Source organism: Mycobacterium sp. IDUB_39 (assembly GCF_055419205.1).
Genome location: NZ_JBVAXF010000005.1, coordinates 428,489 through 455,407, shown reverse-complemented (window position 1 = coordinate 455,407; position 26,919 = coordinate 428,489). Strand labels below are relative to the sequence as shown.

Here is a 26,919-nt window from a genome sequence, read left to right as displayed (position 1 = left end):
CTGGGCTTCGGCATTCATGCCCCGCATGGCGGTGATCGCCTCAACTGGTTCGGTGCGGTCCAACCCCTTCATGACGAAGGTGGAGAACGCGTAGAAGAGACCGCCGACGGCGGCGGTCGACACCGCAGCCGCCGTGGTGGCGATGACGTACGGGCTCGTTGACATGGCCTCAGTCAATCGCTGGACCGCGAGACGTTCCATGGCCAAATAGCTCATCTGCATACGCCATCGTCTACATTCTCTTGTGTGGACGCACTGGGTGGGCTCCTCGACGGTGTCCGTGCGCGCGGAGCGTTCGTGCTGCGGACGTCACTGGACCCACCGTGGGCGATGCGCATCCAGGACGACGCCCCGCTGTCACTGATCTGCGTCACGCACGGCCAGTCCGTCATCGTCACGGAATCGGGTGACGTGCTCGACCTCAGTCCCGGTGACGTCGCCGTCACGCGTGGGACCGAGCACTACCGGTTCGCGCACGACGCCGACACCGAACCTCAGGTGGTAGTCCATCCGGGAAACCGGTGCACGACGTTGAGCGGCGAGAGTCTGCGCTTCGAGATGTCGGTGGGCGTGCGGACATGGGGCAATGCGACCACAGGGGCGGATCGTGCGGTGATCTGCGCCTACGAGGGGCGCAGCGAGGTGAGTTCCCGTCTGCTGAACGCACTTCCGACGGTGCTCGTGCTGCGTGGCGACGAGTGGCAGACCCCGCTGGTCGGCCTGCTCGCCGCGGAGGCGGGACGTGACGGCACCGGCCAGGCGGCCTATCTGGACCGGCTGCTGGATCTGCTGCTGATGGACGTGCTGCGCACCTGGTTCGACCGCGACGAACGCGCCCCGGCGTGGTGGCACGCCGAGCGGGACCCTGTCGTCGGGCCTGCGCTGAGGCTCATCTACAACAATCCCGCCCACCCGTGGACAGTGTCCGAACTCGCTGCCGCCGTGGGGAACTCACGGGCCGCGTTCGCGCGCCGTTTCGCCGGAGAGATCGGCGAGTCCCCCATCGCATTCCTGACCGGCTGGCGTCTGGCGCTGGCTGCCGACCGCCTCCGGTCGAGCGAGGCGACCATCGCCGCGATCGCACGTCAGGTCGGCTACAGCACGCCTTTCGCGCTGAGCAGCGCGTTCAAGCGCGCATACGGCGTCAGCCCCAACACCTACCGGCTCGACGCCAGCTGACGACGCTTGGCGAACCCGCCGGCAATCGACGTCACCGCGATCGTCAGCAGTGCGCCGAGGATCAGCGCCGCCGGCTCCCCGGGGCCCAGCAGGTTCTGCGCGGTACCGAGCGCGGCGGCGGCGACCGGCACACCCAGTTGGGCGGCGGCCATCGCCGCCAACGCAACGGGCTGGCGCAAGATGGCACCCGCGCAGTGCGCGACGACGGCGCCCACCCCGAGCGCGAGACCCAGTGCGATGAGCTCGGGATGGTCGGCGAGTTCACGAACCTGTAGCGACGCCCCGAGCCACACGAAGAACAGTGGCGCGAAGAAGCCCTCGGTGATGCCCAACAGTTGGCGGGCAAGCCGTTTCGGCTCACCGATCCCGCTGACCACCAAGCCGAGCGCGAAGCCCGCCAGCATGATTGACACGTGGGTGCTGACCGCCAGCGCCGACAGCGTGAACAACAGAAGGAGGCTGGTGCGCAGCTCCAGCGCCAGCGCGTGGCGCTTCGAGTACTCGCGCAGCCTGTCGTGCGTGCCGTTGCGTTCGAAATGCCGCAGCACGAAGTACAACACGCAGGCACCGCCGGCGATGGCCAGTGCACCGAGCGCCGCATGCACAGCCTTGCTCGGGTTGATCACCAATGGCAGCAAGATGATCGAGGCCGCATCGGCGATGGCGATCTGCGCCTTGACCGAGAGCACGGCCGCTCCGTCGAGCTTGAGACCGTCGATGACGGGTAGCGCGATGGCGGCCGACGAGGACGCCATGAGCACCGCGTACAGCGCGGCGTGCCCGGTGCCGAAGGCGCGCGCCAGGATCACTCCGAGCACCGCGGCAATCGCCCCGACGAGCACCGCACGCAGGATCGCCTTCGGCACGCCAGCGCGCAATGACGTATCCCGAACGGGGACATGGGTACCCACGACGAACATGACGAGCGCGAAGCCGATGTTGGCGAGCAGCACGAACGTGGGATCCGTGGTGTCGATGATTCCGAAACCGGTTCTACCGACGATCATTCCGGCGACCAGCTCGCCCACGATGACCGGGATGGCCAGGCGCGGGACAGTGGCGAGCAGCGGGCCCACCATACCGATCACGACCAGCAGCGCCAGCGTGTCGAACCCGAATCCCGGCATTCGGCCACCCTAAACCGCAGGACAGCCAACGAGGCGCTAGGCGCTGATCCAGTTCCCATGAAACCCGTAGGGCACGCGGGACGGCAGCTTGATCCTCGCGACGGGGTCTCCCGCGAAATCGGACGCGTCCAGAATCACCAGATCGCTGCCATCACGCGCGGGGTCGTAAACGTATCCGAGGTACCAACCGCTGTCCTCGTCGGGCGCTCCGGATGCCGGCACGAACACCGCCTCCCCCGGTCCCCCGTCGTCGAGGTCGTGCACGACCGCCGACCCGGTCTGCAGGTCATGACGCACCCAGCCATTGGCGCCGACCGACACCGAGTACCGCGCGGGCAGACCGGCGAGGCGATCGTCGATACGTGGGAACTCCACGGCGCGGTCATCGAGCTGGCGCTCGGTCACGGTGCCCGACGCCAGGTCGATGGTCCACGACCACAGCACTGCCTCGGTGTCGAATCCGCCGTTGTCACGCCACAACTCGGGGTAGCGGACCGCCTGTAGGACGATGCCGTTTCCGTCCGCGGTGTCGTGTGCGTTCGCCACGTGGAAGACGTAGCACGGATCGATCTCGAACCACCGGACCTCGCCGAACGGATCGTCTCGGCTCAGTACGCCGAGGCGCGCGCCGTAGGAGTCGTCCCAGCGGTACGGCATGTCACCCTCACCCTTTATGGCGACGTCCATGTTGAACACGACCGGCAGGTCCATGAAGACCACGTGCTTCGCCGTCATCGCGAAGTCGTGCATCATCGTCAGCGCCTTCACCTCCAGCGGCCGGTTGATCACCAGTTCTCCGTTGGCGTCCGCGCGGTGGTAGGTGACGTGCGGCGCGAAAATGTTGCCGTAGCCGAAGAAGTGCATCTCACCGGTGGTTGGGCAGATCTTCGGGTGTGCGGTCATCGAGTCGACGAGCTTGCCGCCGAAGTCGTACGCGCCGACGGTCTCCAGGTCGTTGGTGATCTCATAGGGCAGCGACGACTCCACCAACGCCAGCGTCTTTCCGGCGTGGTTCACCACATGGGTGTTGGCTACGGCCGAGCGCAGATTGCGAGTGCCGTCGGCGTTGTAGAGCGGGAAGTCCTTGATGAAGCTGTCAGTGCGCACCCACCGGTTTCGGTACCACTTGGCCTGGCCGTCCTCGATCCTGACGCCGTGGATCATGCCGTCACCGGTGAACCAGTGCGCGGTCGCCTGACGGGGATTGGGTCCATTGCGCAGGTACCAACCGTCAAGATCGGCGGGGATGGCGCCGTCGACGTGCAGCGAGTACTCGGTGAGTTCGTCGGGGACGGGCGCGTAGTTGCCGGTCTGGAAGAAGTTCCCGGTCGCGGGCAGATTGTCGGCGGGTGCCACGTCATGCGTGTCGGTCATATCGCACTCCTTCGGGCTGGATTTGGACGATACGCCGATCCTGACATTCCACTTGTGACATGTCAAGGGTGAAATGTGGTCGTATGCCTTCGCCACGCACGTCGTCCCGCGTCGACATGTCACAACTGAAATGTCGGGTCGTACGCTTCGGAGGTGAGCCTTCGCATCGCAGCACTCGGCATGCTGGTCCAAGCCCCAGGAAGTGGGTATGACCTGCTCAAACGCTTCGAGAAGTCGATGGCGAAAGTGTGGCCCGCGACCCAGAGTCAGCTCTATGGCGAACTCAACAAGCTGGCCGACGCCGGCCTGATCGAGGTGTCCGCCGTAGGGCCACGGGGTCGCAAGGAGTACCGCGCCACCGACGCCGGCCGGGACGAACTGGTCCGCTGGATCACCTCACCGCAGGACGATCCGCCGGTCCGAAGCGCCGCGCTGCTACGCGTCTTCCTGCTCAGCGAGATCCCGGCCGCCGACGCCCGCGGGTACCTGCTCACGGTGGCCCAGCGCGCGGATGCTGACCGCAAAGCCCTTGAACAACTGCGCGATTCGATCAAATGGGACGACACCGACGCGGACTTCTACGGCGGTGCCGCGCTCGAGTTCGGGCTGCGCCGAGCCCGGCTCGAGGCCGACTGGGCGCGGTGGGTCGTGGCGGGCATCGACGAGCGAACGAAGAAGTAAAACCAAATTCGTCGTTGCATCGCGATAGTTTCCGATATATCGTCAACGTATCGGAAGCGCATTCGGCGTTTCCCGCCGAAGGAGAACTACACACATGAACAACCCATTCACACCCCCAGAGAACCCGTTTGAAGGACGGGGCCCGTTTGAAGGACAGGGTCCATTTGAAGGACAGGGCCCGTTTGAAAGACGAGGCCCATTCGGAGGACAACGTCCCGGCTTCGGCTTCGGGCGCGCGTTCAGCCCCGACGACCGGCGCGCATTTCACGAAAGCCGCAGGCAGGCGCGCCAGGACTTCCGTGACCACGTCCGCGATCACCGCGGCGACAGCGGATTCGGACCCGGCTTCGGGGCCTTCGTCCCCGGTGGCGGCCTCGGTCCCTTCCTCGAGTTCGGCTTCGGACCCGGTCGCGGCGGCAGGCGAGGCGGGCCGCGCGGCGGTGGACGCAGCCGGCGAGGTGACGTCCGCGCCGCGATCCTCAAGCTGCTCACCGACCGGCCGATGCACGGCTACGAGATGATCCAGGAGATCAACGAGCGCAGTCAGCAGATGTGGAAGCCAAGCCCCGGCTCGGTCTACCCGACACTGCAACTGCTCGTCGACGAGGGTCTGCTCGTCGCCACCGAGGCCGGCGGAAGCAAGAAGCTCTTCGAACTGACCGAGGAGGGTCGGGCCGCCGCCGAGAAGATCGAGACGGCCCCGTGGGACGCGATCACCGAGAGCGCCGACCCGGGTGCGGTCAACCTGCACGGCGCCATTGGACAGCTGATGGGAGCCGTCGCGCAGTCAGCGCACGCCGCATCCGCTGACCAGCAGCAGCGGGTCCTCGACATCGTCAACAACGCCCGCCGGGAGATCTACCAGATCCTGGGCGAGTCCGACTGATTCGTGATTTCGGCGCGGTTTCGTTCGCTCAAGCGGATGAAACCGCGCCGAATTCGCGTAGGTATTACTCATGACGACATTCCCGCTGGGCCCGTTCAACGTCAAGCGCATCGGCTTCGGGGCCATGCAGCTGCCCGGCCCCGGAGTCTTCGGGCCGCCACGCGACCGCGATCAGGCGCTTGCCGTGCTGAGACGTGCCATTGAACTCGGTGTCGACCACATCGACACCGCTCAGTTCTACGGCCCAGACGTGGCCAACGAACTCATTCGCGAGGCGCTGCACCCTTATCCCGCCGATCTCGCCCTGGTCAGCAAGGTCGGGGCCCGCCGCGACGACGCCGGCAACTGGAACGCCGCGCAACAACCCGACGAACTGCGCGCCGACATCGAGGTGAACCTCCGCGAACTCGGCGTGGACCAGCTGGCCGCAGTCAACCTGCGCGTTCACTCAGGCGATCCCAGCGCCGTCGCCGAGGTCGACCGCGACCTGTTCGACCGCCAGCTGACCGCCATGATCGCCGCACGCGACGCGGGCCTCATCGGTGGCATAGGGCTGAGCAGCATCTCCGTCGAGCACCTTCAGATCGCGCTCGATCGCACGGAGATCGTCACCGTGCAGAACGCGTACAACCTGGTCGATCGCAGTTCACAGCCGGTACTCGACCTCTGCGTCGAACGCGGCATCGCGTTCGTGCCGTTCTTCCCGCTCGGGTCGGGCTTCTTCGCCGAGAATCCGGTACTGGGCAATTCCGCGGTGCAGAAGGCCGCCGCCGAGCTGGGTCGCACGCCTGCCCAGATCGCGCTGGCGTGGACGCTGTCGGTGGCGCCCAACGTGCTGCTGATCCCCGGCACGTCATCGGTGGCGCACCTCGAGGAGAACATGGCCGTCGCAGACATCGAACTCCCCGCTGACTTCACCCCCTAACGCCGCGATTTCGGCGCGCTAACCGTCGCTGAGCGAACGAAAACGCGCCGAAATCACTGGACGTCGACCCAGTCCAGCGTGCGCTGCACCGCCTTCTGCCAGCCCGCGTAACCGGTGGCACGCTGATCGTCGCTCCACGTCGACGTCCAGCGTTGGTCCTCCTGCCAGTTGGCTCGCAGGTCATCCGGGCCGTCCCAGAAGCCGACCGCCAATCCGGCGGCGTAGGCCGCACCCAGCGCGGTGGTCTCGGCGACGACGGGTTTGACCACATCAACACCCAGCACATCGGCCTGAATCTGCATGCACAGACGGTTGGCGGTGATGCCACCGTCGACCTTCAAAACCTCAAGGTGCACACCGGAATCGGCCTCCATGGCATCGACGACGTCGCGGCTCTGATAGCAGATCGCCTCCAATGTCGCGCGCGCCACGTGCGCGTTGGTGTTGAACCGCGACAACCCGACGATCGCGCCGCGGGCATCCGAGCGCCAGTATGGTGCGAACAGTCCAGAGAACGCGGGCACGAAGTAGACGCCACCGTTGTCGGGGACCTGGCGGGCCAGTGACTCGCTCTGCGCGGCACCACTGATGATGCCCAGCTGATCGCGCAGCCACTGTATGGCCGACCCGGTGACGGCTATCGAACCCTCAAGTGCGTAAACGGGTTTCGCGTCCCCGAACTGATAGCACACGGTGGTGAGCAGGCCATTGGAGGACCGCACGATCTTCTCGCCGGTGTTGAGCAGCAGGAAGTTTCCGGTGCCGTAGGTGTTCTTGGCCTCCCCCGCACTCAGGCACACCTGGCCCACCATCGCGGCCTGCTGGTCGCCGAGGATTCCGGTCAGCGGCACCTCGCCGCCGACGGGACCGTGCGCCAGGGTGGTGCCGTAGGACTCGGGATGCGATGACGGCTTGATCTCGGGCAGCATCTGGCGCGGAATACCGAAGAACGACAACAGCTCATCGTCCCAGTCCAGCGTCTCGAGGTTCATCAGCATCGTCCGGCTGGCGTTGGTGACATCGGTGACGTGCACGCCGCCGCGCGGGCCGCCCGTCAGATTCCACAGCACCCACGTGTCGGGCGTGCCGAAGAGCGCGTCACCCCGCTCGGCGTCGGCGCGCACACCGTCGACGTTCTCGAGGATCCACTGCACCTTGCCGGCGGAGAAGTACGTCGCGGGAGGCAGACCGGCCTTCTGCCGGATGATGTCACCGCGGCCGTCACGGTCCAGTGCCGATGCGATGCGGTCGGTTCGGGTGTCCTGCCAGACGATGGCGTTGCAGTAGGGCCTGCCGGTCCGCTTGTTCCACACCAGTGCGGTCTCCCGCTGATTGGTGATGCCGAGCGCGGCGAGGTCACTGGCAGACAGGCCGGTGGTGTTGAGGGCGGACATCACCACCGATGAGGTGCGTTCCCAGATCTCCACCGGGTTGTGCTCGACCCATCCCGCCCGCGGCAGGATCTGCTCGTGTTCGAGCTGATGACGCCCCACCTCGGCGCCGTTGTGATCGAAGACCATGCACCGGGTGCTAGTGGTGCCCTGGTCGATGGCGGCAACGAAGTCGGCCAACGGTCACTCCTCGTGGCTGGGGGCTGTGTAGTCGTCCATCATGGTCTACATGGCCTCGCCACCATCCGACTTCAAGGACATAACCCGCATGCCCCGCGGCGGGCCGGATGCCTCGTGCCTGGACCGCATGCTGCAGACCGACCGTGACGAGTACCTGGATCGCGACTCCGACGGAAATCCCGCCGACGAGGCGCGCAAGCGCAGTGTGGTGCGCGCGCTGGAACGCACCGGCGAGTGGTTCGGCAACCACGAGCGGTTCGCCGCCATCGCGCTGGAGGAGGTCGCCGAGGTCCCTGATCCGCGAATCCTCGAACTGGGCTCGGGCCACGGTGGCCTGTCGGCCAAGCTGCTGGAGATGCACCCGACGGCGCGCCTGACCGTGACGGACCTCGAGCCGATCTCGGTCGCCGCGATCGCCGCCGGTGAACTCGGGGACCATCCGCGCGCCACCGTCGCAGCGATGGACGCGACCTCGATCGACGCCCCCGACGGCCACTTCGATCTCGCGGTGTTCGCGCTGTCGTTCCACCATCTGCCGCCTGCCGCCGCGGCCAGGGTGTTCGCCGAGGGCACCCGCGCGGCGAAGAAGCTGCTGATCATCGACCTGCCCCGGCTTCCGGCACCGCTGCATCTGGTGCAGCTCGCCGTGATGTTGCCGTTCGCCCCGTTCGTGCCGTTCGTCCACGACGGTGTCATCAGCTCACTGCGCTGCTACAGCCCATCGGCGCTGCGGGCGCTCGCCGCACATGCCGACCCCGCCATCGACGTCGATCTGCGCGGCGGGTTGACGAGTCCTCAGGTGGTAGTGGCCAGCCGCCACTAGGCTCGTGCCGTGGGCGATGAGGTCAGTCAGACCAAGTTCAGTCGAGCGCACCGGCAGCAGTACCGGCGCAAGGTTGCCCTGAGCCTGGACGTCTTCGAGACGATGTTGCGCCAGTCCAGCTTCGACTTCGAACGGCCGCTGACCGGTATGGAGATCGAGTGCAACCTGGTCGACGGCCAGTACCAGCCGGCGATGAGCAACTCCGAGGTGCTGGCCTCGATAGCCAATCCGGCGTTCCAGACCGAATTGGGCGCCTACAACATCGAATTCAACGTCCCACCGCGGCCGCTGCCGGGCCACGCCGCCCTCGGCCTCGAGCGCGAGATACGAGCCAGCCTCAACGCCGCCGAGGAGAGGGCCAACACCGACGGCGCGCACATCGTGATGATCGGCATCCTGCCCACCCTCATGCCCGAGCACCTGTCGGGCGACTGGATGAGCGAGTCGACTCGCTACCGGGCGCTCAACGACTCGATCTTCACCGCGCGCGGCGAGGACATGGTCATCGACATCTCCGGCCCCGAGCGGCTCAGTGTGCAGGCAGCGTCCATCGCGCCCGAATCCGCGTGCACCAGCGTGCAGTTGCACCAGCAGGTCTCCCCCGCCGACTTCGCCCACAACTGGAACGCCGCTCAGGTGCTGGCGGGTCCGCAGCTGTGCCTTGGCGCCAACTCGCCCTACTTCTTCGGCCACGAACTGTGGGCGGAGACCCGCATCGAGTTGTTCGCCCAGGCCACCGACACGCGTCCCGACGAACTGCGCACGCAGGGCGTGCGGCCGCGGGTGTGGTTCGGCGAACGCTGGATCACCTCGATATTCGACCTGTTCGAGGAGAACGTGCGGTACTTCCCGTCACTGCTTCCCGAACTCTCCGACGAGGACCCGGTGGCCGAGCTCGCGGCGGGACGGACACCGACGCTGCCGGAGCTTCGTCTGCACAACGGCACCATCTACCGGTGGAACCGTCCCATCTATGACGTGGTTGACGGCCGGCCCCACCTTCGGGTGGAGAACCGCGTCCTGCCTGCCGGACCCACCGTCGTGGACACCATCGCGAACGCCGCCTTCTACTACGGGGCACTGCGGACGATGGCCGACGACGACCGTCCCGTCTGGACAAAGCTGAGTTTCGCTGCCGCCGAACAGAACTTCCGCTCCGCGGCGCGACACGGTATGGATGCGCAGCTGTACTGGCCCGGTCTGGGACGTGTCGCGGCCGACGAACTCGTCCTGCGCGAACTGCTGCCGATGGCCCACGAGGGTCTCCGCCGACGCGGTGTCGACACCGAGGTGCGTGAGCGATTCCTCGGCGTCATCGAGGGGCGGGCGAAGACGGGCCGCAACGGTGCCGTCTGGCAGGTGCAGACGGTGCACGCGCTGCAGGAGCAGGGCCTGACCAGGCCCCAGGCGCTGGCCGAGATGCTGCGCCTCTACTGCCAGCGCATGCACAGCAACGAGCCCGTGCACACCTGGGATGGCCCCGCGTAGGTTGGAATCATGAGTGACTCAATGAATCCTGAGGTACTGGATTGGGACGGCGCCTACCGCGGGGAGGGCGATTTCGAGGGACCACCACCGTGGAATATCGGCGAGCCACAGCCCGAGCTGGCGGCACTCATCCGGGACGGCAAGGTCACCGGTGAGGTGCTGGACGCGGGCTGCGGGCACGCCGAACTGGCGCTGGCGTTGGCCGCTGACGGTTACACCGTGGTCGGCATCGATCTGTCGCCGACGGCGATAGCCGCCGCAACGCAGGCCGCCGCGGATCGCAACCTGTCCAACGCCACCTTCGTACAGGGCGATATCACCGCGTTCACCGGTTTCGACGGACGGTTCAACACGATCATCGACTCGACGCTGTTTCACTCGCTGCCCGTCGAGGGCCGCGACGGCTACCAGCAGTCGGTGCTGCGGGCCGCAGCACCGGGTGCCGTGTACTACATCCTGGTGTTCGCCAAGGGCGCGTTCCCCGACGAATGGGACGCCAAGCCCAACGAGGTCGACGAGACCGAGTTGCGCGACGCCGTGGGTAAGTACTGGGCGGTGGCCGACATCCGGCCCGCGTTCATCCACGCCAACATCATGGCTGCACCGCCCGGCGTCGACCTGCCGCTACCGAAGCACGACCGGGATGACAAGGGACGCATGAAGTTACCCGCGTTCCTGCTCACCGCGCACAAGCCGGGCTAGCGGTGGACTGAATCCGGCTCAGCCCGAGTCTGCGCAGGCGAACGGGCCGCAGTGGCGAAACGCCCTGCGGCCCTTCCTTGTGGCCGAATGCGGTCCCCAGAGGTCCGATTTCGCCGACACTTCGACGCCGGTCATACCTGACCGAGGCGTGAACACCAGGTGCAGAGTGCACGGCCAGTTTGCACCCTGCTGGACAAAGTGACCTTTGTCTGGCCCCGCAGCGACCCCTAACGTCTACACCGTGATCTCGATCACGGTGCCCTCGTGAAGCCCGCAGGGCACGTCATCGACTGTTCCAACCCTGACCAGTCATCCACTGATGTGGCGGAGCCGAAACCAACTCGGAGGGCAACATGCACCTGACTGCAGCTCACGGCGTCTACATCGTCGGAATCCTGTCGTTGATCGGTTTCATGGTCGCGCGAAAGAGTGTGGTGGTCCCCGCCATTGTCGCGACGTTTCTGACGACGTGGGTGTACACCGGCGACCTCCTGAAGGGCGTCGGCAGCGTGTTCAGTGCAGCCGCGGTCGCCACGACGGAACTGTTGAACATCTTCCTGGTTCTGACCGCGGTCACGGCCATGCTCGGCGCGATGAAGAGGGTCGGCGCAGAGCAGCGGATGATCAATCCCATTGCACGACTTATGAAGAACGGCACGCTGTCCTACTTCGTCTTGTTCGGCGTCACATACCTGCTGTCGATGGTCTTCTGGCCGACTCCAGCCCTTGGTCTCATCGCCGCGATACTGCTCCCTGCCGCCATCCGCACGGGTCTCTCGCCACTGGCCGCCGCCATGGCGATGGCGATCGCCGGGCAGGGCATGGCACTGGCCTCCGACTACGTGATCGGCGTGGCTCCAAGTCTGTCGGCCAGCGGAGCCGGTGTCGCGGCCGGCCTCATCGCCGACCGCGCGCTGATCCTCAGCTGGGTGGTGGGCGCGGTGGCCATCACGATGACCTACGTGTTGCACGTCCGCACTCGGTCGACGGAACGGGTACTGACTGAGGCGCGAGCGGCCAACCGCCAGGAGTCTGAAGCCAGTGTCGGCAGCGGTACAGTCACGCTGGGCGATCGGGTGTCCACCGCCGTCGGGCGGGCGTTGTTGACCAAGAGAGAGCAGATCATCGCCCCGCCTCCGTCCACAAACGGACAGGCCGACGGCGTAGACCCGCTGCCCGACGAATCGATTGACCGATCGGACAGTGCCGTACCCACCGACGGGATGCGGGCCAAGCTGTTCGCCGTTCTGGTTCCCATTGTCTTCGGTGCGCTGGTCGCGTACATACTGCTCGGCAAGCTCACCGACTGGGTACCTCCCGTGGAGAGCGGTAGCGGCGCCGCCCTCGTTGGTGGGCTCGCTCTGCTCCTCACGCTCATCGTCAGCCTCACCACCGGAGGCACCGACCGCCTGGACCGCACCGGCCAGCACTTCGTCGACGGACTGGTGGTCGCCTTCCGCGCCATGGGTGTCGTCATCCCGGTCGCCGGCTTCGTGCTCATCGGTATATCCGACTTCGCCGGCCGCATCATGCTGCTCCCCGAGGACGTCGAGCCACCCGCGTTCCTCTTCGACATCATCGGCAGCGGTGAGCGTTTCATCCCCGACAATCCGGTACTGGTGATGTTCGCCATGCTGATCGCCGGCATGCTCATCGGCCTGGACGGCTCGGGCTGGGCCGGCCTGCCGTTCACCGGAGGGCTGGCCGACGCACTCGCTCACTCGTCCGGCGCGGACGCCGCCACCCTGGCGGCCATCGCGCAGAACGCGGCCGGATGGACCGGTGGCGGAACGCTCATCATCTGGTCCTCGCTCGTCGCCGTCGCCGGCTTCACCGGTATACCTGTGACGACTCTTGCTCGCCGATTGTTCGTACCCGTCGTCTCCGGGCTGATCCTGAGTGTCGTCGTGGCAGCGCTCATCTGGTGAGTCCACCGGTTGGACGTGACGGTATGACAACGCATGCGAAAGGAACCAACGTGCCCTCGAATCCGTCCGGTCCCGGCTCCGAGCCGATGACCGTTCATGTGGCGGCGCAACAGGTCCGCGCTGGGACACTGACACCCCTGACGCTGTTCGAGCGGTCACTGGAACGCATACAGGAGGTCGATCCGCTGCTGCGGGCCTTCGTCGCGATCGACGAGGATAGTGTGCGCGCCGACGCCATCGAGCTGACCAGGGAGGCCGATGCCTGCCGAGTCCGCGGTCCGTTGCATGGGATTCCGATCGCGGTCAAGGATGTCATCGACGTGCGCGGTCTACCGACCCGCGGTGGCTCTGCCGCAACCGATTCCAGTCCTGCGAGCGCCGACGCGCCAGCCGTCGAGCGGCTCCGGGCGGCCGGCGCCCTCATCGTCGGCAAGGTGAACACCCATGAGTTCGCGCACGGGGTCACAACTCCCCCGACCCGCAATCCCTGGGATCCGCGACGGATCCCCGGGGGTTCGAGCGGCGGATCAGCGGTGGCGGTTGCATCCGGGCAGTGCCTCGCCGCGGTGGGCAGCGATACCGGGGGGTCGGTCCGCGTACCTGCCGCACTGTGCGGCGTCTCGGGGCTGCGCTCGCTTCCTCGGGACATACCCGTGGGCGGCATTCTCCCCTTCTCACCACGGCTCGACACCTGCGGTCCGATCGCCAGAGACGCCATGGACCTCGCGCTGATGTTCGAAATCCTATCCGGCACAAGTTGTCCCATTCGTGGCTCGGCCATGGGCATGCGCGTCGGCACTGTCGCGCGTGCGGCGCTCGGCGAGCTGGACGACGAGGTCGGGGACGCCGTGGACGAGGCCGTGCGCGTACTGGCGGCCGCCGGAGCTGACGTCGTGACCGCCGATGTGCCGCCATTTCCTGCGTGGAGCGCCCCGCGCGCCGTCTACGTGTTGGCGGACTTTCTCGACGTGCACCGCAACGCGGGATGGTATCCGCAGCGTCTCGACCGATACGGCGAGGAGCTTGCGAGCTATCTCGCGAAAGCCGAGCGCATCACCCCGGAGGCGCGAGCGGGCGCTGTCCGCGAACTCGAGGTCCTCGAACGGCGCCTACGCGCAGGCATGGCCGACGTCGACGTCCTTGTCCTCCCAACGACTCCCATAGCCGCGCCTCTGGTGGAGGACTGTGTGCATCAACCCGATACCGAAGGTCGTGCCGCCATAGTGGGCACCCTGATGCGACTGTGCGGACCGTTCAGCTGGTGCGGCCTGGCCGCCGTCACGGTGCCGTGCGGCACGACCACCGACGGGCTGCCCGTAGGCCTGCAGATCGTGGGTGGAGACGTGCCGACAGTGCTCAGTCTCGCCGTCGCGTACCAGGCGCGGACCGAACACCACCTGCGGGAGCCTGCGCCTCACGTCGTCCGCTAGGAGCTGCTTGCCTCAGCGAAATCCGGTCTTCCGCTGCACTTCTCACGCAACACCAGGTGCCCGGTGATCACGACCACCACCGTGCCCGCGGCGGCAACGCCCAGCGGGATGGCCATGTGGATCTGCAGCAACGCCGCCCCAGCCAGCGCTCCGAGGAATATGACGACGATCGCGCTGAACCGGCGGTTGACGATCGCGCCCGACCTCCCACGCACCCAGGTCTCCCCGGCCAAACTCGTCAGCGTGGAGGTCACCACGACGGTGGTCATGTCCTTCACCGCCAGCTTGCGCGCGACCATGGCCTGCTGACCCATCACCACCGCGATGGCAGTGGCGATGACGACCTGCATGTGTGTACCGAAGTTCTCCACCACGAGGGCGACGGCGGTCAACGTGAGCAGAACCGCCGCGCCCACGCTCAGCAGGATGGTGACGCGCAGGTCCCAGGTCGAGATTGACGATCCGGCGGGGCCACCTCGCAGCACCCAGCCCGCGGCGAAGGCGCCGACGGTGAATCCGGCCAGCGCCACCGCCGGGCCCAGTACAGGCAGATCGTCAGCGCCCGCGACGCCCACGCCGAGGATGACGATGTTGCCCGTCATGTTCCCCGTGAACACGCGGTCGAGGCCGAGAAACCCCACGGCGTCGACGACGCCCGTCACAAACGTCAGCGCCATCATGGTCGCCAGGGCCAGCTGCGGTCGATCAGGTTGTGGCATAAGCGGAATCAGTACACCAGGATGGCGAACAGGGTGCACAGCACCAGTCCGGCCATAACGGGCAGGAAGCACTTCCGCGCGAGGGTCAGCACCGGGACCCTGGCGAAACCGGCCACTGCGATCAACGAGGACCACGCGACGAGGGTGCCACCGCCGGCCCAGATATTGCCCATCTGCCCGATCGCCGCCAGCGTGCTCGGGTCCATGTTCACGGCCGGGCCGAGTGCTCCGGCGAGCGAACCCGTCAGTGGCAGGCCACTGAAACCCGACCCCTCGAGGCCGGCGATGAGGCCGATGAGCAGGATGCCGAAGGAGGTGACGAACGGGTTCGGGGACAGGTGTGACTGCGCGGCATTGATGAGGTCGAAAAGGATGGCTGGACCCTGAACACCTGGTGGCATACCGAGAATCGCACCGGAGAAGTCACCGTTTCCGATGAAGAAGAATCCCGCGATCGGCAGCACGATACCCATCGCCTTAAACGCGAACACCAGACCGTCGACTACGTGCCGAGAGGAGGTCTCCAGGAAATTGCGCTTGTCGTTGGTGGCGGACGCGGCGAACAGGATGATGGCGGCTAGGCCCCCGACGATCGCTGCGGCGTCGCCGCCCTTGAGCGGTGGGACGACTGTCGTGAACTTGCCGAGCAGCAAGTAGACGATGAAGCCGAGGTAGACCAGCGGCACCAGCACTGCAAAGAGTTTAGAAGGCAACGTCTTTGGCGGCACACCTTGATCCACATCCGGAGCGGTCAGTACCGCCGTCGCTGTGCGGGTGGCGGGTTCCATTGCCGTCGAGTCATCGGCGATCGGAGTGGGGATCCGGGGGGTGCGGCCATCCGCCGGCCCGCCGGCGCCCTGATCTCCATCCGCCGGCCCGCCGGCGCCCTGATCTCCATCCGCGTGCCGGGTCGGCTCGATCCCCAGGCGGTCGGCCTCGTTCTCCCAGGCGACGAGCAGGTCCGGCGACGGCGTGCGCCAGGTCCGGCGCTGCATCACGAAGGTGATGATCAGCGCTGTCACCCCCACGATGAGCGAGAGGACCAGCGCTTTGTCAGCGACTGCGTCCGGGTCGACGCCCGCGGCCTTGGCGGAGATACCGGGAGCGACCTTGATGATGTAGTCCGCCGAAAGGGCCATACCCTGCCCGGCGATGGCGATCACCATGCCGACGGACAGGGGCGACAGGCCGGCCCGGATGGCGACCGGAATGAGCACGGCGCCCACCAGTGGCACGGCCGGCGTCGGCCAGAAGAACAACGAGATCACGTACGTGACGATCGCGAGCACGACGAAACTGCTGGTGCCGCTGCGCATCACGCGACGAAACGGCGTGACCATGAGCTTGTCTGCGCCCATCTGTCGCAGCGCGCCGAGCATCGCGGTCACCAACGCGATGATCAGGAAGATGTTGAACAGTTCTTTCGCCGCGACCAGGCTGGCGTTGAAGATCGACGACAGGCCCGTGACGATGCTGCCGGAGAACGCCCATGCGGTCAGCAACGTCCCGGTGACTGCGGGCACGACGATGTTCTTCCGCACCGCCATCGTGATGAGGATGACGACGATGCCGGCCAGATAGATCCAGTGCGCGACGGTGATATGCGTGTCCATTGAGGGGACCCTTCGTTAACTGCTGGGGGCTGTGCAGTTTGATGCTGGAATCGTCGGCGTGGTGACGGTCCTGGTCAACGACAAGAGTGCACAGCCCCGACGGCTTCCCTCTGTGCATAAGCTCTGATCTTGTCGGTGGTGTGTCGTGGCGTTTCGGCGATGTCACGACCATCGCGACACGGACAAGCGCAGCGCGACGATTCGGGGCGACTGTGCATGTTTCCCGACTCGCGCCCTCCGCGGTGTGCACCATCGCTCACAATCTCACACCCATGGAGACTTCCCGCGTGCGAGAGTATGTGTGATACACAGGCTCACAACGTGTTTCGAAGTGAACAGGCGGCATACCCACAACGATGACAGAGGTACGTTCCTCAGCTGAGACGAATCCACCCGCAGTGGATCGGGACGCGGGCACGCCGCTGGGTCTTGCTGCACTGCTGGCGGGGACACTGGTCGGGACGGTGAGCAACAATGTCGTCAACGTCCCGCTCGGCGCGATACTCGACGAGTTCGATGCCCCGCTGGGCAGCGGTGTGTTCGTGGTGGTCGGCTTTCTGCTGGCGATGGCGGCGACGATGCCGCTGGCCGGCTGGGTCGGCGACAGATTCGGCAGACGGCGCACCTACTGTGCGGCGTTGCTCGGCACCGCAGTGTGTGCGATCGGTGCGGCAACCGCACCGTCGCTGCCGCTGCTGATCGGGTGGCGCACGTTGGGGGGCGTCGCCGCGGCCGCGTTCGGACCGGCAGTGATGGGCCTCATCAGTTGGATGTTCTCGACCGAGGGTCGCGGCCGTGCGATGGGTGCGTGGGCGTCGGTGAACGGTTTCGGCCAGGCGATCGGCCCGACTATGGGTGGGCTCGTCGCCGACACCTGGGGATGGCGGTGGGTCTTCGTGCCGCTGGTTCCTGTGGCGCTGGCTGGATTCATCGGCGCGCTGCGCTACATCCCGCCCTATCCCGGCGCCCGGATGCCGCTTGACGTCGCCGGTGCGGCCGCGCTGACAGGGGGCACGGCGCTGCTGGTGCTGGGGCTCGCTCTGATCCCGCGACCTGATATCGCAGTCTGGGCCGTCGCCGGGATGTTGTCGGCCGCGGTCGCCGCGCTGGCCTGGTTTGCCTGGCATTGCGCACGAGTCGACCATCCCTTCGTCCGGATCCGCCTCGTCGTCGAGTCACGGTTCGCGCGCAGCACCCTGGCCGCTTTCGCCCAGATGTTCTGCCTCGGCGCGACCCTGCTGGCGATCCCGCTCTACCTGGTCGGCAGGGGATCGTCGGCCTCGATGGCGGGTGTGGTGCTGTTCGCGGTGCCGGCCACGATGGTGCTGCTCGGCCCCCTGGTGGGACGTTGGCTCGACCGGCTGCGTCCGAGACGGGTCCTGCGGACCGGTCTTGTGGTCCTGCTGCTCGCGCAGATCGCGCTCACGGTCGGCGTGGCCCAGGAGCGCCTGGTGCCGGCCGTTCTGATCACCATGCTCGTCGTGACCGGTATGGGCATCGCGCTGGTGCAGACGCCCGCGGCCACCGGTGCGACCCGGTCGCCGGCGGGGGCCGACGGCACCGGCCTCGGCCTGTACAACCTGGTCAGGTTCACCGGTTCCGCGATGGGGGCGGCATGGGTGGCAGTGGCCCTCGAGGTGTCGACATATCCGGCGGTGTTCGCCGTATCGGCGGTCATCGTCGCCCTGGGCCTGGCCGCGTCGTTCATCGGACCGGACCCGCAACCGACCTGAGTTCAGCGGAAGCTGGCCTCGCGGTCGACCGCTGACTGCACCTCGTCGAGTAGGCCGAGGCGGATCGCCAACCACGCCGTGAACTGGTTCTCCGAGACACGAATGTCCATCCCGAGGGCGCGCGAGATCCTGTCCAGTTTGGCCAACATGGTGTTGCGGTGCACGTTGAGCACCCGAGCGGTCGCATTCACGTTTCCGCCCTCGGCGAGGTAGGCGATGAGTGTGTCGAGCAGGTCAGGTCCGGACCGCAGCGGCCCCAGCACTTCTCTCACCAGCTGGCGGCTGTGCTCTGAGTCGGCGATCTGAGCCAGAACGGTGAAGCTGCGCAGCTCTTGATACGACGTTGCGCCGGTGCTGTGCAGGCGGCGCGCGATCCCGAGCGCGACGCGCGCTTCCCGGTAGCTCTCGCGGACCTCTCCGGCGCCGCGCGCCGGTCGACCGTAGGAAACCGGTGCCGGCATCCCGCGGCGCCGCTCGAGTTCGCATGACATGGCGCGCGCGTACTCGTCCATCTCCTCGCGCATCTCATCGTCTTGTTCGCTGCGTAGCGTCCGCACGACAATGAGAACGTCGCCGATCACCGTCACGTAGGCGTGTACCGAGCGATGCGGTGCGACGCCGGCCGCGTACCGGGCAAGGCGCACCATGCTCGCGGTCGGGCTGTCCGAACCGTGCGGCAAGACGCCAGGGGCGACGAACACACCGAACCGGGAGTCGAGGTCGATGTCGTGGTGCTCGGCCCGCGCGCGCATGTCATGTTCGCTTGAGAAGCTCCCATGCACGAGGGCCTGGACGAAGTCGCCACGGGCGCGTTCCTCGGCCTCATCCACGCTGCGTTGGCGCAGCATCTCCGAGCCAACGATGGCGGTGGCTTGTTCGGTGAGGACGACGTGGCGCGCGAGATCGTGGCTACCCGGATGGGCGTCGGGTACCAGGATCACCACCCAGCCCTCGAACGACTTGCCCAGTCGGATCGCGCTGGCCACGCACGTCCAGACGCTGTCGTGCGGCCCAGAAACGGTCTGCACCCGGGTGTCGTGGCCGTCGATGCGTCGCGCCGCGGCAGGCAGGTCGGCGGCGAGCATCTCGCACACCGACTCCGCCAGCAGCGTCACGGCATCGGCGGCCAGGCCGTGGTGGGCCACCAGGTGGCCTCGCGAGTCAAGCGCGACCGCCGGGTTGTGCGCCAGGTTGGACACCTCCTGGATCAGAATCCGCAGTCCCGCACCGCGATGGAAAAGCCCCGCGAGCAAGTCGTGCACCTGCGTTGAGTAACGCATCGCGTGCACTTCCTGGTTGAGTGCCCGCTCCGCGAGCAGGCGGTTGAGCGCCGCGAAACCGACGGGAATGCCCATCTCGATGACGACGAGCGCAGACGGCAGCACCGACCGGGAAAAGCTCAGTGGCAACACACCATCCACCAGGAGGGTCGCGGCACCGCGGGCGACCAGCGCGGACATGGCACCGCTGTTGGCGGCCAACGCCTCAGGCCGGGTGTAGACCGCCACCGCGTCGAGCCGATCTGGCTGCGACAGCACCTCGTTCAGTGGCAGCACCCAGTTCAGTTCCACGTCGAGCCGGTCGTCTCCGGCGACCACGCGAGCGCCCGACATGAGGGCCTCGTCGAGCAGCCCGTGCACCGTCATGCGGTCGCTGTTGGTCGGTGAAGCCGTCATCTGAACACCCTGCGTTCTTTCGATTCGTACGTCATCGATACCGGATCTCACGCACCCCTGCCATGTGCAGTATGACCCACAAACCGGCTATCTGCCGGTCATATTGACCATCCCGCTCGTCGACCCGCGTTGGTAGACATGCCAGCGACAGCCGATCACCTATCGCGAGTCCCCCTGCGAGAGAGCGAGAGCCGACCACCATGCACCAAATACACCGGATCACCCTGGACGATGCACTCCCGCTGTTGACGGCGGGCCGGGCAAAGGCCGAGGAACTCGGCGTGAAGCAGACACTCTGCATCTGCGACGACGGCGGCAACGTCCTCGCCCTGCACCGACTGCCGGGTGCCCGGCTGACCGGTGTGGACATCGCCATCGCCAAGGCCTTCACCGCTGCCGGACACGAGCGGGCCACACATCTGTTCAACGAGCCACCCAACGGGCCAGCGCTGCCGGGCAACGAAGCGTTCGGAATCAGCCACATGCTGCCCGGGAAGTTCGCCATCTTCGTCGGCGGATTCCCGCTGGTCTTCGACGGTCAGATCGTTGGCGGCGTGGGGATCAGCGGCGGCAACGGCGCGCAGGACAAGGCCGTCGGCGCCGCGATCCTGGCGGAGTTCGAGTCGCTGACCGCGTCCGTCGCGCGTTGACACGCACCTGTGCATCTTGACCAGCGAGGGGCGCAATCGCAGGTGATTCTGTCCATGGCTTACCGCAAGGGGCTTGGTTAATGTCCTTGGTGCAGCACCGAATTCACCAAATCGGCGCCGAAGACAGTACAACTCAATCGATTTCGTGAAACAGCCAGAAGGGACACTTCGATGACCGCACTCCTCGGGCGCGAGGAATTTCGCGCCGAACTCGAGAACGCCATCAAGGGACGCGAGGCCAAGAACGCCTCATTCAGCAAGGCATGGGCGGAAGGCAAGCTGCAGAAGCGGCACTTCGCGCGGTGGGCCGAGAACCACTTCCACTACGTCGGACCGTTCGCCGACTACCTGGCCAACATCTACTCGAACACACCCGACGAGTTCACCGGAGCCAAGGACTTCACGCTGCAGAACATGTACGAGGAGGAACTCGCCGATATCCGGCACACCGACCTCCTCATCAAGTTCGGCGAGGCGTGCGGTACCACGAAGGAACGCATCGAGGATCCCTCGAACATGAACCCGATCACGCGTGGCCTGCAGGCGTGGTGCTACGCGGTGTCGCAACGTGAGCACTTCGTCGTCGCGACGGCAGCGCTGGTGGTGGGCCTGGAGTCGCAGGTGCCGAGCATCTACACCAAGCAGATCGTCCCCCTTCGCGAGGTATACAAGTTCACCGAGGACGAGATCGAGTTCTTCGACCTGCACATCACTTCCGACGTGGTGCATGGTGAGCGTGGGTATCAGATCGTGCTCGACCATGCCGACACCCCGCAGCTGCAGGAGCGCTGCCTGCAACTGGTTCGGTGGGGCGCGGAGATGCGCTTCTCCTACACCAAGGGGCTCTACGACCACTACGTCGCTCCGGATCTGGAGCCGGCGGCCGTCTGAGCCACTCAAGCAGCCGAACATCCCGTGCGTCGTGCACCGTGGGCAACCCGCTCACGGTGCACGCGCCTCGCCAGGAAGGTATCCCGTCATGACCGCGGATTGGATTGCGGTGGCGACGATCACAGACCTGCATCGTCGCCGCAAACTGCGGGTCGAGTGCGGCGGTGTGGCCGTCGCACTCTTCGCCGCGGCCGGGCGGGTGTACGCGATGGCGGACTCCTGCATCCACCAGGATCGGTCGCTGTCGAAGGGCACACTGCTGCACGGCAAGGTGATCTGCCCAGGCCACCAATGGCAGTTCGACCTGGAAACCGGATACGAAGAGGGCCAGGACCGCTGCCAACCCACCTATCCGGTGCGGGTCGAGGCGGACACCATCTACGTCAACACCACGGCTCAGCTGTCCACCACCACGGCCGCCGGAGAGGAAGCCCACGGATGACCGTTCAGACATTCGTCGCCATAGGTGCGGGACAGACCGCCGCGGTGGCGGCCCGCACCCTGCGCCGCCGAGGATTCGACGGACGCATCATCCTGATCGGCGACGAGCCACACATGCCGTACCAGCGGCCACCGCTGTCGAAGGAATTCCTCGCCGGCACTGACACTCTCGAGTCGCTGCAGATACTCCCCGAGGCATGGCGGACCGCCAACGCTGTCGAGGTCCTGACCGGCGCGACGGTGACGCGACTCGACCCGAACACACGGACCGTCGAAATCGCGGGGCACAAACCGATTCCCGCAGATTCGGTGCTGATCGCGACAGGCGGCCGCCCGCGCACACTGCCGGTGCCGGGGCCACGGCCCGAACTGGTGCACCAGTTACGCACCATCGGTGACGCGCAACGACTGCAGCGTTGTTTGACACCGGGCCAGCGGCTGGTGCTGATCGGCGCCGGCTTCATCGGTCTCGAAATCGCGTCCACAGCAGTGACTCTGGGCGTCGACGTCACGATAATGGAGGCCGCCGCAGTGCCGCTGACCGCCGTCGTCGGCGCACGCATGGGCGCCGAGTGTGCGCGGATGCATCGCGATCGAGGCGTCGATCTCCGCACCAACGCCGTGGTCCGTTCCATTCGCACCACCAACGATCACGTGGTCATCGAGGTCGATGGCGGGCCGCCGCTGGAAGCCGACGTCGTGGTGGTGGGGGTAGGAATCGTCCTCAACACCGCTGTCGCCGCAGAGGCGGGGCTGCACATCGACGACGGTATCGTCGTGGACGCGCAGGGCCGGACCACGATTCCCAACGTGTTCGCCGCCGGGGACGTCGCCCGCCGCTACTCTGCGCGGGCCGGCCGCCACGTACGGTTCGAGCACTTCGACAACGCCAACAAACAGGGCGCTGCGGTCGCCAACGCCATGCTCGGCCGCGAGGCCGTCTCAGACGAGCCGAGCTGGTTCTGGTCTGACCAGTTCGACCACAATATCCAGTTCCTCGGTGCCGCAACACAAACCTGCGACCTCGTCATCCGCGGCAACCCAGCCGAACGGGACTTCACCGCCTTCTATGTCGACGACGGCATCCTCTGTGCTGCGTTCGCCGTCGACCGCGGAGATGACGTGATGGTTGCGCGCGAACTGCTCGGCCGCCCCGTCGAGACCACGGTACTCGCCGACGAGGACACCGACTTATGGGATCTCATCGACACAGAAGAGGCGGTGCAGTGATGGTCGAGGGTGCCAACCTCATCGATGGCCGTTGGGTGCCAGCGGTTTCCGGCAATACCTTTGAACGGCGCAATCCGGCCGATCAGGACGACGTGATCGGCACCTTCCCTGCCTCCGGCGCGGCCGACGTCCGCGCCGCCATCGACGCACTCGACAAGGCCGCACCCGAATGGGCCGCGACCGCCCCTGAGCGTCGGGCCGCAATCCTCGAGTCGGCGGCGGCGCACCTTGAATCGCGGTCTTCCGAGTTGATCGCCGAACTCGTCCGCGAGGAGGGCAAGACGACCGCCGAGGCGACCATGGAGGTCAGCCGGACACCGGCGAATCTCCGGTTCTACGCAGGTGAGGCCACCCGCACCACAGGGGACACCTACCCCGCTGCCGGGACCGGCCTGGTGTACACACTGCGCGAGCCGGTGGGCATCGTCGCTGCGATCACCCCATGGAACTTCCCGTTGAACATCCCGTCACGCAAGCTCGGCCCCGCCCTCGCCGCGGGTAACCCTGTGCTCTTCAAACCGTCGGAGGTCACGCCGCTGATGGGTCAGCGCCTCGTTGAGGCGATGCTGGCCGGCGGGCTGCCGCCGACCGCGATTGCCCTGGTGCACGGTGGTGCCGACGCCGGAGCGGCGATGGTCGCCGACCCCCGAGTCGCGGCCGTCACGTTCACCGGCTCAACCCGGGTGGGACGGTTGATCCACCGCGAGGTGGGTCCCGACCGGCGGGTGCAGCTCGAGATGGGCGGCAAGAACCCCGTCGTGGTGACCGAGGACGCTGACCTCGACGCCGCCGCCGCGCTGATCATCAAGGGCGCCTTCGGCCTCAGCGGCCAGGCGTGCACCGGCACCAGCCGAGTGATCGCCGTCGACGCCGTACACGACGAGCTACTGGAGCGCGTTGTCGCGAAGACCGAGGAGCTGACTGTCGGCCCCGGCGTGGACAGCGGCGTCAACATGGGCCCGCTGGCCAGCGCCGCGCAGCTCGAGACGTTTCTCGCCTACGTGCGTGCGGGTGAGGACGACGGGGCGACGCTGCGCTGCGGCGGCACGTCGGTGGGTGGCGGGGGCTTTTTCGTCCGCCCGGCGGTCTTCTCCGACACCACGCCCACGATGCGCATCGTTCGAGAAGAGGTCTTCGGACCGCTGCTCGCGTTTCAGCGGGCGGTATCCCTCGACGAGGCGATCCTCCTGGCTAATGCAACGGAGTACGGGCTCAGCGCGGCTATCGTCACCAACGACCTCACCGCCGCAGCGCAATTCACGTCCCAGTCGAGGAGTGGCCTGGTGAAGATCAACCAGCCGACGACGGGGATGGCCATGAACGCGCCGTTCGGCGGGTACAAGGCGTCAAGCACCCAGACCTTCAAAGAACAGGCTGGCCCGTCAATGATGGGGTTCTACACGCTCGAGAAGACCGTCTATCTCAATCCAGTCGCCTGACTGTCCGCCAAACTACGGAGATTGCAATGGAATTCAAGCGAGTCGCTCGATCCGGGCAGGTGCCGGAGGGCATGGTACGACGGTTCTTCGCCGGCGACCACGAGTTCGCGGTGGCCCGCCTGGACGGCAAGGCGTATGCGACGTCGAACTACTGCACCCATCTGGATTGCCTGCTGTCGTCGGGAAAGCTGGTCGACGACGGTATCGGATGTTCCTGTCACGGCAGCGCATTCGACCTTGAGACCGGTGAACCCATCTGTCCGCCCGCGACCGTGGCCATCAAGACCTATCCCGTTGAGGAACGCGACGGTGAGATCTTTGTCGGCGTGGATCCCGGCGAGGCCGCAGTCGTCCCCAGTCGACGCGCCCGCAGAGGCTTGGGATGACCGGTCCCGTGCGCCCGCCGGCGCTGTCGGCCGGCGGTATGGTCAGCTCGAGCCACCCGGCCGCGAGCTTCGCAGGCGCGCGGGTGCTCGCCGAGGGCGGCAATGCGATAGATGCCACCCTCGCCATGGCCGCCGTCACCTGGCTGACCCTCCCCGGGCAATGCGGAATCGGCGGAGACGCATTCGCGATTGTCCGTGAACCCGACGGCCGGGTGTGGACGGTCAACGGTTCGGGCTTCGGGCCGGACGGGGGCACCGCTGACTTCTACCGCGCCAAGGGCCTGTCGAGCGTTCCGCTTGACGGCCCCCTGTCCGTGACCGTCCCCGGTGCGCCCGCGGCGCTCGCCACCTTGCATGCTCGCGGGGCGACGACAGCGCTCGACGAGCTGTGGGAGCCGGCCGCTCGCCTCGCCGAGACCGGACTGCCGTGTTCGGCCAAGACCGCCAGGGACGTGCGCGAGGCCATCGACAACATCCGCACCGACGTGGGCCTCGCCGCCGTATTCGCCGCACGATCAACCGCCGTAGGCGTCGGGGATCGACTCCACCAGCCCGACCTGGCTCGTACCATCCGCCAGTTGGCCCGCGACCCGCGAAGCTTCTATCACGGTGAGCTGGCCGAGCGCGCCGTCACAGCGCTGACCGCCGGCGGCGCCCCGTTCAGCGGTGACGAATGGGCGGCAGGCGCATCGGTGGATGCAGAACCGGCGATCACAGCGCGGTACGGCGGTGCGATCGTGCACCAGACCCCGCTGCCCTCTGCCGGCTGGATGGTGCTGCAGCAGGCGGCGCTGTGCGACGGTGTCGTCGGTCCCATGTCATGGCTGGGCGCCGAGGCGATCGACCGCATGGCGCGCGCCGCGCGGCTGGCTTTTCGGGACCGCTTCGAACTGTGCGGCAGCGACAACACCGGCGCTCAGGATGTGCTCGCCCCCAGCAGGATTCAGTCGCAGCGTGATCAGTTGGCGTCCTCCGTCGCAGACCCCGCCGCGTTCCGCGTGCTCGCGGGCGACACCACCTCCACGGTCGCCGTCGACGCCGATGGCCGTGCCGTGAGCTTCATCCACTCGCTGGCGCTCACCTTCGGCGCGCGGTTCTCCATTCCCGGCACCGGCGTCGTGCTCAACAACCGGCTGGGGCGCGGCGCCTACCTGCTCTCCGGCCATCCGAACGAAGTCGCGCCGCGGCGCAGACCGCTGCACACCCTCAATGCCTGGATCGTCACCGACGATCGCAACGAACTGCTCCACGTTGGGAACACCCCGGGCGGTGACGGCCAGGTGCAATGGAACATGCAGCTGCTGTCACATCTCGTCGACCACGGGCTGGGCCCGCATGAAGCCGTGTCTGCTCCCCGGTTCACTGTGTTCCCCGGCTCGGACGCGCACGTCATCGGTGAACCGGACGAACTGCGGGTCGAAGCGACGACCTCGGAATCGATCCGTGACGCGCTGCGGGCACGGGGCCACCACGTCGTGGTACAGCCCGCGTACGGCGCAGACGGCAGCGCCCAGATCATCTCGCGCGACCAACGCGGAATTCTTAGCGGTGCAGCAGATCCCAGACAAGAGGGCGTGGCCATCGGTGTCGACTGACAGGCATCTGCCACCCGACCCACAGGGCGATTACGCGACGGCTGTAGTGCATGCCGGCGTCGCATACAGCGCGGGCATGACGCCGCGACGGAACGGGCAGCTCACCATCACCGGGCTGGTCGGGTCGACGGTGTCCGTCGAACAGGCCCACGCCGCGGCGCGGCTCGCCGCGGCCAACGCGGTGGCAGCCGTCCGGGCGGTGCTGCCCGCGGATGCGGACGTGCAGTGCTTGCGGATGTCTGTCTACATCGCTTGCGCGTCGGACTTCCACGATCTGTCGGCCGTGGCCGACGGCGCCTCCGAGGCGATCACGGCAACCCTTGGCCCACAGGCGCTACCCGCGCGCAGCGCGATCGGCGTGCGGTGCCTTCCATCTGGTGCACCGGTCGAGGTCGAACTCGTCGCCGCGTCGGTCCCGACCTGAGCCGACCG

The 26,919-nt window shown here is 66.8% G+C and carries 24 protein-coding genes; 18 read left to right on the top strand and 6 right to left on the bottom strand.

What is annotated here, in order from left to right; all coding sequences use genetic code 11:
• Nucleotides 1–246: 246 nt before the first annotated feature.
• Nucleotides 247–1,179 (top strand): AraC family transcriptional regulator, encoded by a 933-nt coding sequence (locus ACZY0X_RS20900; protein ID WP_463773086.1) that lies wholly within the window; start codon nt 247–249, stop codon nt 1,177–1,179.
• Here the strand turns inward: ACZY0X_RS20900 and ACZY0X_RS20895 are convergent.
• Both ACZY0X_RS20895 and ACZY0X_RS20890 read right to left on the bottom strand, forming a co-directional pair.
• Nucleotides 1,158–2,306, bottom strand: coding sequence for a cation:proton antiporter (locus ACZY0X_RS20895; RefSeq protein ID WP_463773085.1), 1,149 nt, complete (start codon nt 2,304–2,306; stop codon nt 1,158–1,160). The genes ACZY0X_RS20900 and ACZY0X_RS20895 overlap by 22 nt on opposite strands.
• Before the next feature lie 36 nt (nt 2,307–2,342).
• On the bottom strand, nt 2,343–3,680 hold the full coding sequence (locus tag ACZY0X_RS20890) for a carotenoid oxygenase family protein (RefSeq protein WP_463773083.1): 1,338 nt from the start codon (nt 3,678–3,680) through the stop codon (nt 2,343–2,345).
• A 153-nt stretch (nt 3,681–3,833) separates the two neighbouring features.
• Here ACZY0X_RS20890 and ACZY0X_RS20885 point away from each other — a divergent pair, with 153 nt between their 5' ends.
• The 3 genes from ACZY0X_RS20885 (at nt 3,834) to ACZY0X_RS20875 (ending at nt 6,172) form a co-directional block, all read left to right on the top strand.
• Nucleotides 3,834–4,361 carry a PadR family transcriptional regulator gene (locus ACZY0X_RS20885; protein ID WP_463773082.1) on the top strand — a complete coding sequence of 176 codons (528 nt, stop codon included), beginning with the start codon at nt 3,834–3,836 and terminating at the stop codon, nt 4,359–4,361.
• A gap of 94 nt (nt 4,362–4,455) precedes the next feature.
• On the top strand, nt 4,456–5,247 hold the full coding sequence (locus ACZY0X_RS20880; protein WP_463773080.1) for a PadR family transcriptional regulator: 792 nt from the start codon (nt 4,456–4,458) through the stop codon (nt 5,245–5,247).
• 70 nt (nt 5,248–5,317) lie between these two features.
• Nucleotides 5,318–6,172: an oxidoreductase gene (locus tag ACZY0X_RS20875; protein WP_463773079.1), complete on the top strand. Its 855-nt coding sequence runs from the start codon at nt 5,318–5,320 to the stop codon at nt 6,170–6,172.
• Nucleotides 6,173–6,225: 53 nt separating this feature from the next.
• Here the strand turns inward: ACZY0X_RS20875 and glpK are convergent, their stop codons facing one another.
• Nucleotides 6,226–7,743 carry a glycerol kinase GlpK gene (gene glpK, locus ACZY0X_RS20870; protein ID WP_463773078.1) on the bottom strand — a complete coding sequence of 506 codons (1,518 nt, stop codon included), beginning with the start codon at nt 7,741–7,743 and terminating at the stop codon, nt 6,226–6,228.
• Between the two features lie 40 nt (nt 7,744–7,783).
• Here glpK and ACZY0X_RS20865 point away from each other — a divergent pair, with 40 nt between their 5' ends.
• From ACZY0X_RS20865 to ACZY0X_RS20845, 5 genes are all read left to right on the top strand, one after another.
• A complete protein-coding gene (locus tag ACZY0X_RS20865) occupies nt 7,784–8,566 on the top strand; it encodes a class I SAM-dependent methyltransferase (RefSeq protein ID WP_463773077.1) in 783 nt (260 codons plus the stop codon).
• Nucleotides 8,567–8,575: 9 nt separating this feature from the next.
• Nucleotides 8,576–10,054 (top strand): glutamate-cysteine ligase family protein, encoded by a 1,479-nt coding sequence (locus ACZY0X_RS20860; RefSeq protein ID WP_463773076.1) that lies wholly within the window; start codon nt 8,576–8,578, stop codon nt 10,052–10,054.
• Between the two features lie 9 nt (nt 10,055–10,063).
• Nucleotides 10,064–10,756 (top strand): class I SAM-dependent methyltransferase, encoded by a 693-nt coding sequence (locus ACZY0X_RS20855; RefSeq protein WP_463773074.1) that lies wholly within the window; start codon nt 10,064–10,066, stop codon nt 10,754–10,756.
• 353 nt (nt 10,757–11,109) lie between these two features.
• On the top strand, nt 11,110–12,684 hold the full coding sequence (locus ACZY0X_RS20850) for a permease (protein WP_463773072.1): 1,575 nt from the start codon (nt 11,110–11,112) through the stop codon (nt 12,682–12,684).
• A 50-nt stretch (nt 12,685–12,734) separates the two neighbouring features.
• Nucleotides 12,735–14,114: an amidase gene (locus ACZY0X_RS20845; protein WP_463773070.1), complete on the top strand. Its 1,380-nt coding sequence runs from the start codon at nt 12,735–12,737 to the stop codon at nt 14,112–14,114.
• Here the strand turns inward: ACZY0X_RS20845 and ACZY0X_RS20840 are convergent.
• Complete coding sequence (locus ACZY0X_RS20840) at nt 14,111–14,833, bottom strand: YoaK family protein (RefSeq protein ID WP_463773068.1); 723 nt, start codon at nt 14,831–14,833, stop codon at nt 14,111–14,113. The two genes, ACZY0X_RS20845 and ACZY0X_RS20840, sit on opposite strands and share 4 nt — an antisense overlap.
• An 8-nt stretch (nt 14,834–14,841) precedes the next feature.
• Complete coding sequence (locus tag ACZY0X_RS20835; protein ID WP_463773067.1) at nt 14,842–16,446, bottom strand: hypothetical protein; 1,605 nt, start codon at nt 16,444–16,446, stop codon at nt 14,842–14,844.
• A 356-nt stretch (nt 16,447–16,802) separates the two neighbouring features.
• On the opposite strand from ACZY0X_RS20835, the gene ACZY0X_RS20830 reads away from it, so the two are divergent.
• The gene (locus tag ACZY0X_RS20830) at nt 16,803–18,179 is read left to right on the top strand and encodes an MFS transporter (protein ID WP_463773065.1); all 1,377 of its coding nucleotides are present in this window, start codon (nt 16,803–16,805) and stop codon (nt 18,177–18,179) included.
• 2 nt (nt 18,180–18,181) lie between these two features.
• Here the strand turns inward: ACZY0X_RS20830 and ACZY0X_RS20825 are convergent, their stop codons facing one another.
• Nucleotides 18,182–19,855 carry a PucR family transcriptional regulator gene (locus tag ACZY0X_RS20825; protein WP_463773064.1) on the bottom strand — a complete coding sequence of 558 codons (1,674 nt, stop codon included), beginning with the start codon at nt 19,853–19,855 and terminating at the stop codon, nt 18,182–18,184.
• A gap of 200 nt (nt 19,856–20,055) precedes the next feature.
• Here ACZY0X_RS20825 and ACZY0X_RS20820 point away from each other — a divergent pair, with 200 nt between their 5' ends.
• From ACZY0X_RS20820 to ACZY0X_RS20785, 8 genes are all read left to right on the top strand, one after another.
• Complete coding sequence (locus tag ACZY0X_RS20820; protein ID WP_463773063.1) at nt 20,056–20,505, top strand: GlcG/HbpS family heme-binding protein; 450 nt, start codon at nt 20,056–20,058, stop codon at nt 20,503–20,505.
• A gap of 171 nt (nt 20,506–20,676) precedes the next feature.
• Entirely contained in the window at nt 20,677–21,396 is a 720-nt protein-coding gene (locus ACZY0X_RS20815) for a TenA family transcriptional regulator (protein WP_463773061.1), read from the top strand.
• 88 nt (nt 21,397–21,484) lie between these two features.
• Nucleotides 21,485–21,838, top strand: coding sequence for a Rieske (2Fe-2S) protein (locus ACZY0X_RS20810; RefSeq protein ID WP_463773059.1), 354 nt, complete (start codon nt 21,485–21,487; stop codon nt 21,836–21,838).
• The gene (locus ACZY0X_RS20805; protein WP_463773058.1) at nt 21,835–23,067 is read left to right on the top strand and encodes an NAD(P)/FAD-dependent oxidoreductase; all 1,233 of its coding nucleotides are present in this window, start codon (nt 21,835–21,837) and stop codon (nt 23,065–23,067) included. Before ACZY0X_RS20810 ends, ACZY0X_RS20805 begins: the two co-directional genes overlap by 4 nt.
• The gene (locus tag ACZY0X_RS20800) at nt 23,067–24,506 is read left to right on the top strand and encodes an aldehyde dehydrogenase family protein (RefSeq protein ID WP_463773056.1); all 1,440 of its coding nucleotides are present in this window, start codon (nt 23,067–23,069) and stop codon (nt 24,504–24,506) included. Before ACZY0X_RS20805 ends, ACZY0X_RS20800 begins: the two co-directional genes overlap by 1 nt.
• 26 nt (nt 24,507–24,532) lie before the next feature.
• Complete coding sequence (locus tag ACZY0X_RS20795) at nt 24,533–24,892, top strand: Rieske (2Fe-2S) protein (RefSeq protein ID WP_463773055.1); 360 nt, start codon at nt 24,533–24,535, stop codon at nt 24,890–24,892.
• Entirely contained in the window at nt 24,889–26,487 is a 1,599-nt protein-coding gene (locus ACZY0X_RS20790) for a gamma-glutamyltransferase family protein (RefSeq protein WP_463773053.1), read from the top strand. Before ACZY0X_RS20795 ends, ACZY0X_RS20790 begins: the two co-directional genes overlap by 4 nt.
• Entirely contained in the window at nt 26,477–26,911 is a 435-nt protein-coding gene (locus tag ACZY0X_RS20785; RefSeq protein ID WP_463773052.1) for a RidA family protein, read from the top strand. The genes ACZY0X_RS20790 and ACZY0X_RS20785 overlap by 11 nt, the downstream gene beginning before the upstream one ends.
• Nucleotides 26,912–26,919 lie beyond the last annotated feature (8 nt).

Excerpts from the sequence above, each read along its gene's own strand:
- ACZY0X_RS20795 (WP_463773055.1), top strand. The coding sequence starts at position 24,533 with ATGGAATTCAAGCGAGTCGCTCGATCCGGGCAGGTGCCGGAGGGCATG.
- ACZY0X_RS20830 (WP_463773065.1), top strand. The coding sequence starts at position 16,803 with ATGACAGAGGTACGTTCCTCAGCTGAGACGAATCCACCCGCAGTGGAT.
- ACZY0X_RS20820 (WP_463773063.1), top strand. The coding sequence starts at position 20,056 with ATGCACCAAATACACCGGATCACCCTGGACGATGCACTCCCGCTGTTG.
- ACZY0X_RS20865 (WP_463773077.1), top strand. The coding sequence starts at position 7,784 with ATGGTCTACATGGCCTCGCCACCATCCGACTTCAAGGACATAACCCGC.
- ACZY0X_RS20805 (WP_463773058.1), top strand. The coding sequence starts at position 21,835 with ATGACCGTTCAGACATTCGTCGCCATAGGTGCGGGACAGACCGCCGCG.
- ACZY0X_RS20850 (WP_463773072.1), top strand. The coding sequence starts at position 11,110 with ATGCACCTGACTGCAGCTCACGGCGTCTACATCGTCGGAATCCTGTCG.
- ACZY0X_RS20800 (WP_463773056.1), top strand. The coding sequence starts at position 23,067 with ATGGTCGAGGGTGCCAACCTCATCGATGGCCGTTGGGTGCCAGCGGTT.
- ACZY0X_RS20895 (WP_463773085.1), bottom strand. The coding sequence starts at position 2,306 with ATGCCGGGATTCGGGTTCGACACGCTGGCGCTGCTGGTCGTGATCGGT.
- ACZY0X_RS20790 (WP_463773053.1), top strand. The coding sequence starts at position 24,889 with ATGACCGGTCCCGTGCGCCCGCCGGCGCTGTCGGCCGGCGGTATGGTC.
- ACZY0X_RS20890 (WP_463773083.1), bottom strand. The coding sequence starts at position 3,680 with ATGACCGACACGCATGACGTGGCACCCGCCGACAATCTGCCCGCGACC.
- ACZY0X_RS20855 (WP_463773074.1), top strand. The coding sequence starts at position 10,064 with ATGAGTGACTCAATGAATCCTGAGGTACTGGATTGGGACGGCGCCTAC.
- ACZY0X_RS20840 (WP_463773068.1), bottom strand. The coding sequence starts at position 14,833 with ATGCCACAACCTGATCGACCGCAGCTGGCCCTGGCGACCATGATGGCG.
- ACZY0X_RS20875 (WP_463773079.1), top strand. The coding sequence starts at position 5,318 with ATGACGACATTCCCGCTGGGCCCGTTCAACGTCAAGCGCATCGGCTTC.
- ACZY0X_RS20810 (WP_463773059.1), top strand. The coding sequence starts at position 21,485 with ATGACCGCGGATTGGATTGCGGTGGCGACGATCACAGACCTGCATCGT.
- ACZY0X_RS20880 (WP_463773080.1), top strand. The coding sequence starts at position 4,456 with ATGAACAACCCATTCACACCCCCAGAGAACCCGTTTGAAGGACGGGGC.
- ACZY0X_RS20815 (WP_463773061.1), top strand. The coding sequence starts at position 20,677 with ATGACCGCACTCCTCGGGCGCGAGGAATTTCGCGCCGAACTCGAGAAC.
- ACZY0X_RS20835 (WP_463773067.1), bottom strand. The coding sequence starts at position 16,446 with ATGGACACGCATATCACCGTCGCGCACTGGATCTATCTGGCCGGCATC.
- ACZY0X_RS20825 (WP_463773064.1), bottom strand. The coding sequence starts at position 19,855 with ATGACGGCTTCACCGACCAACAGCGACCGCATGACGGTGCACGGGCTG.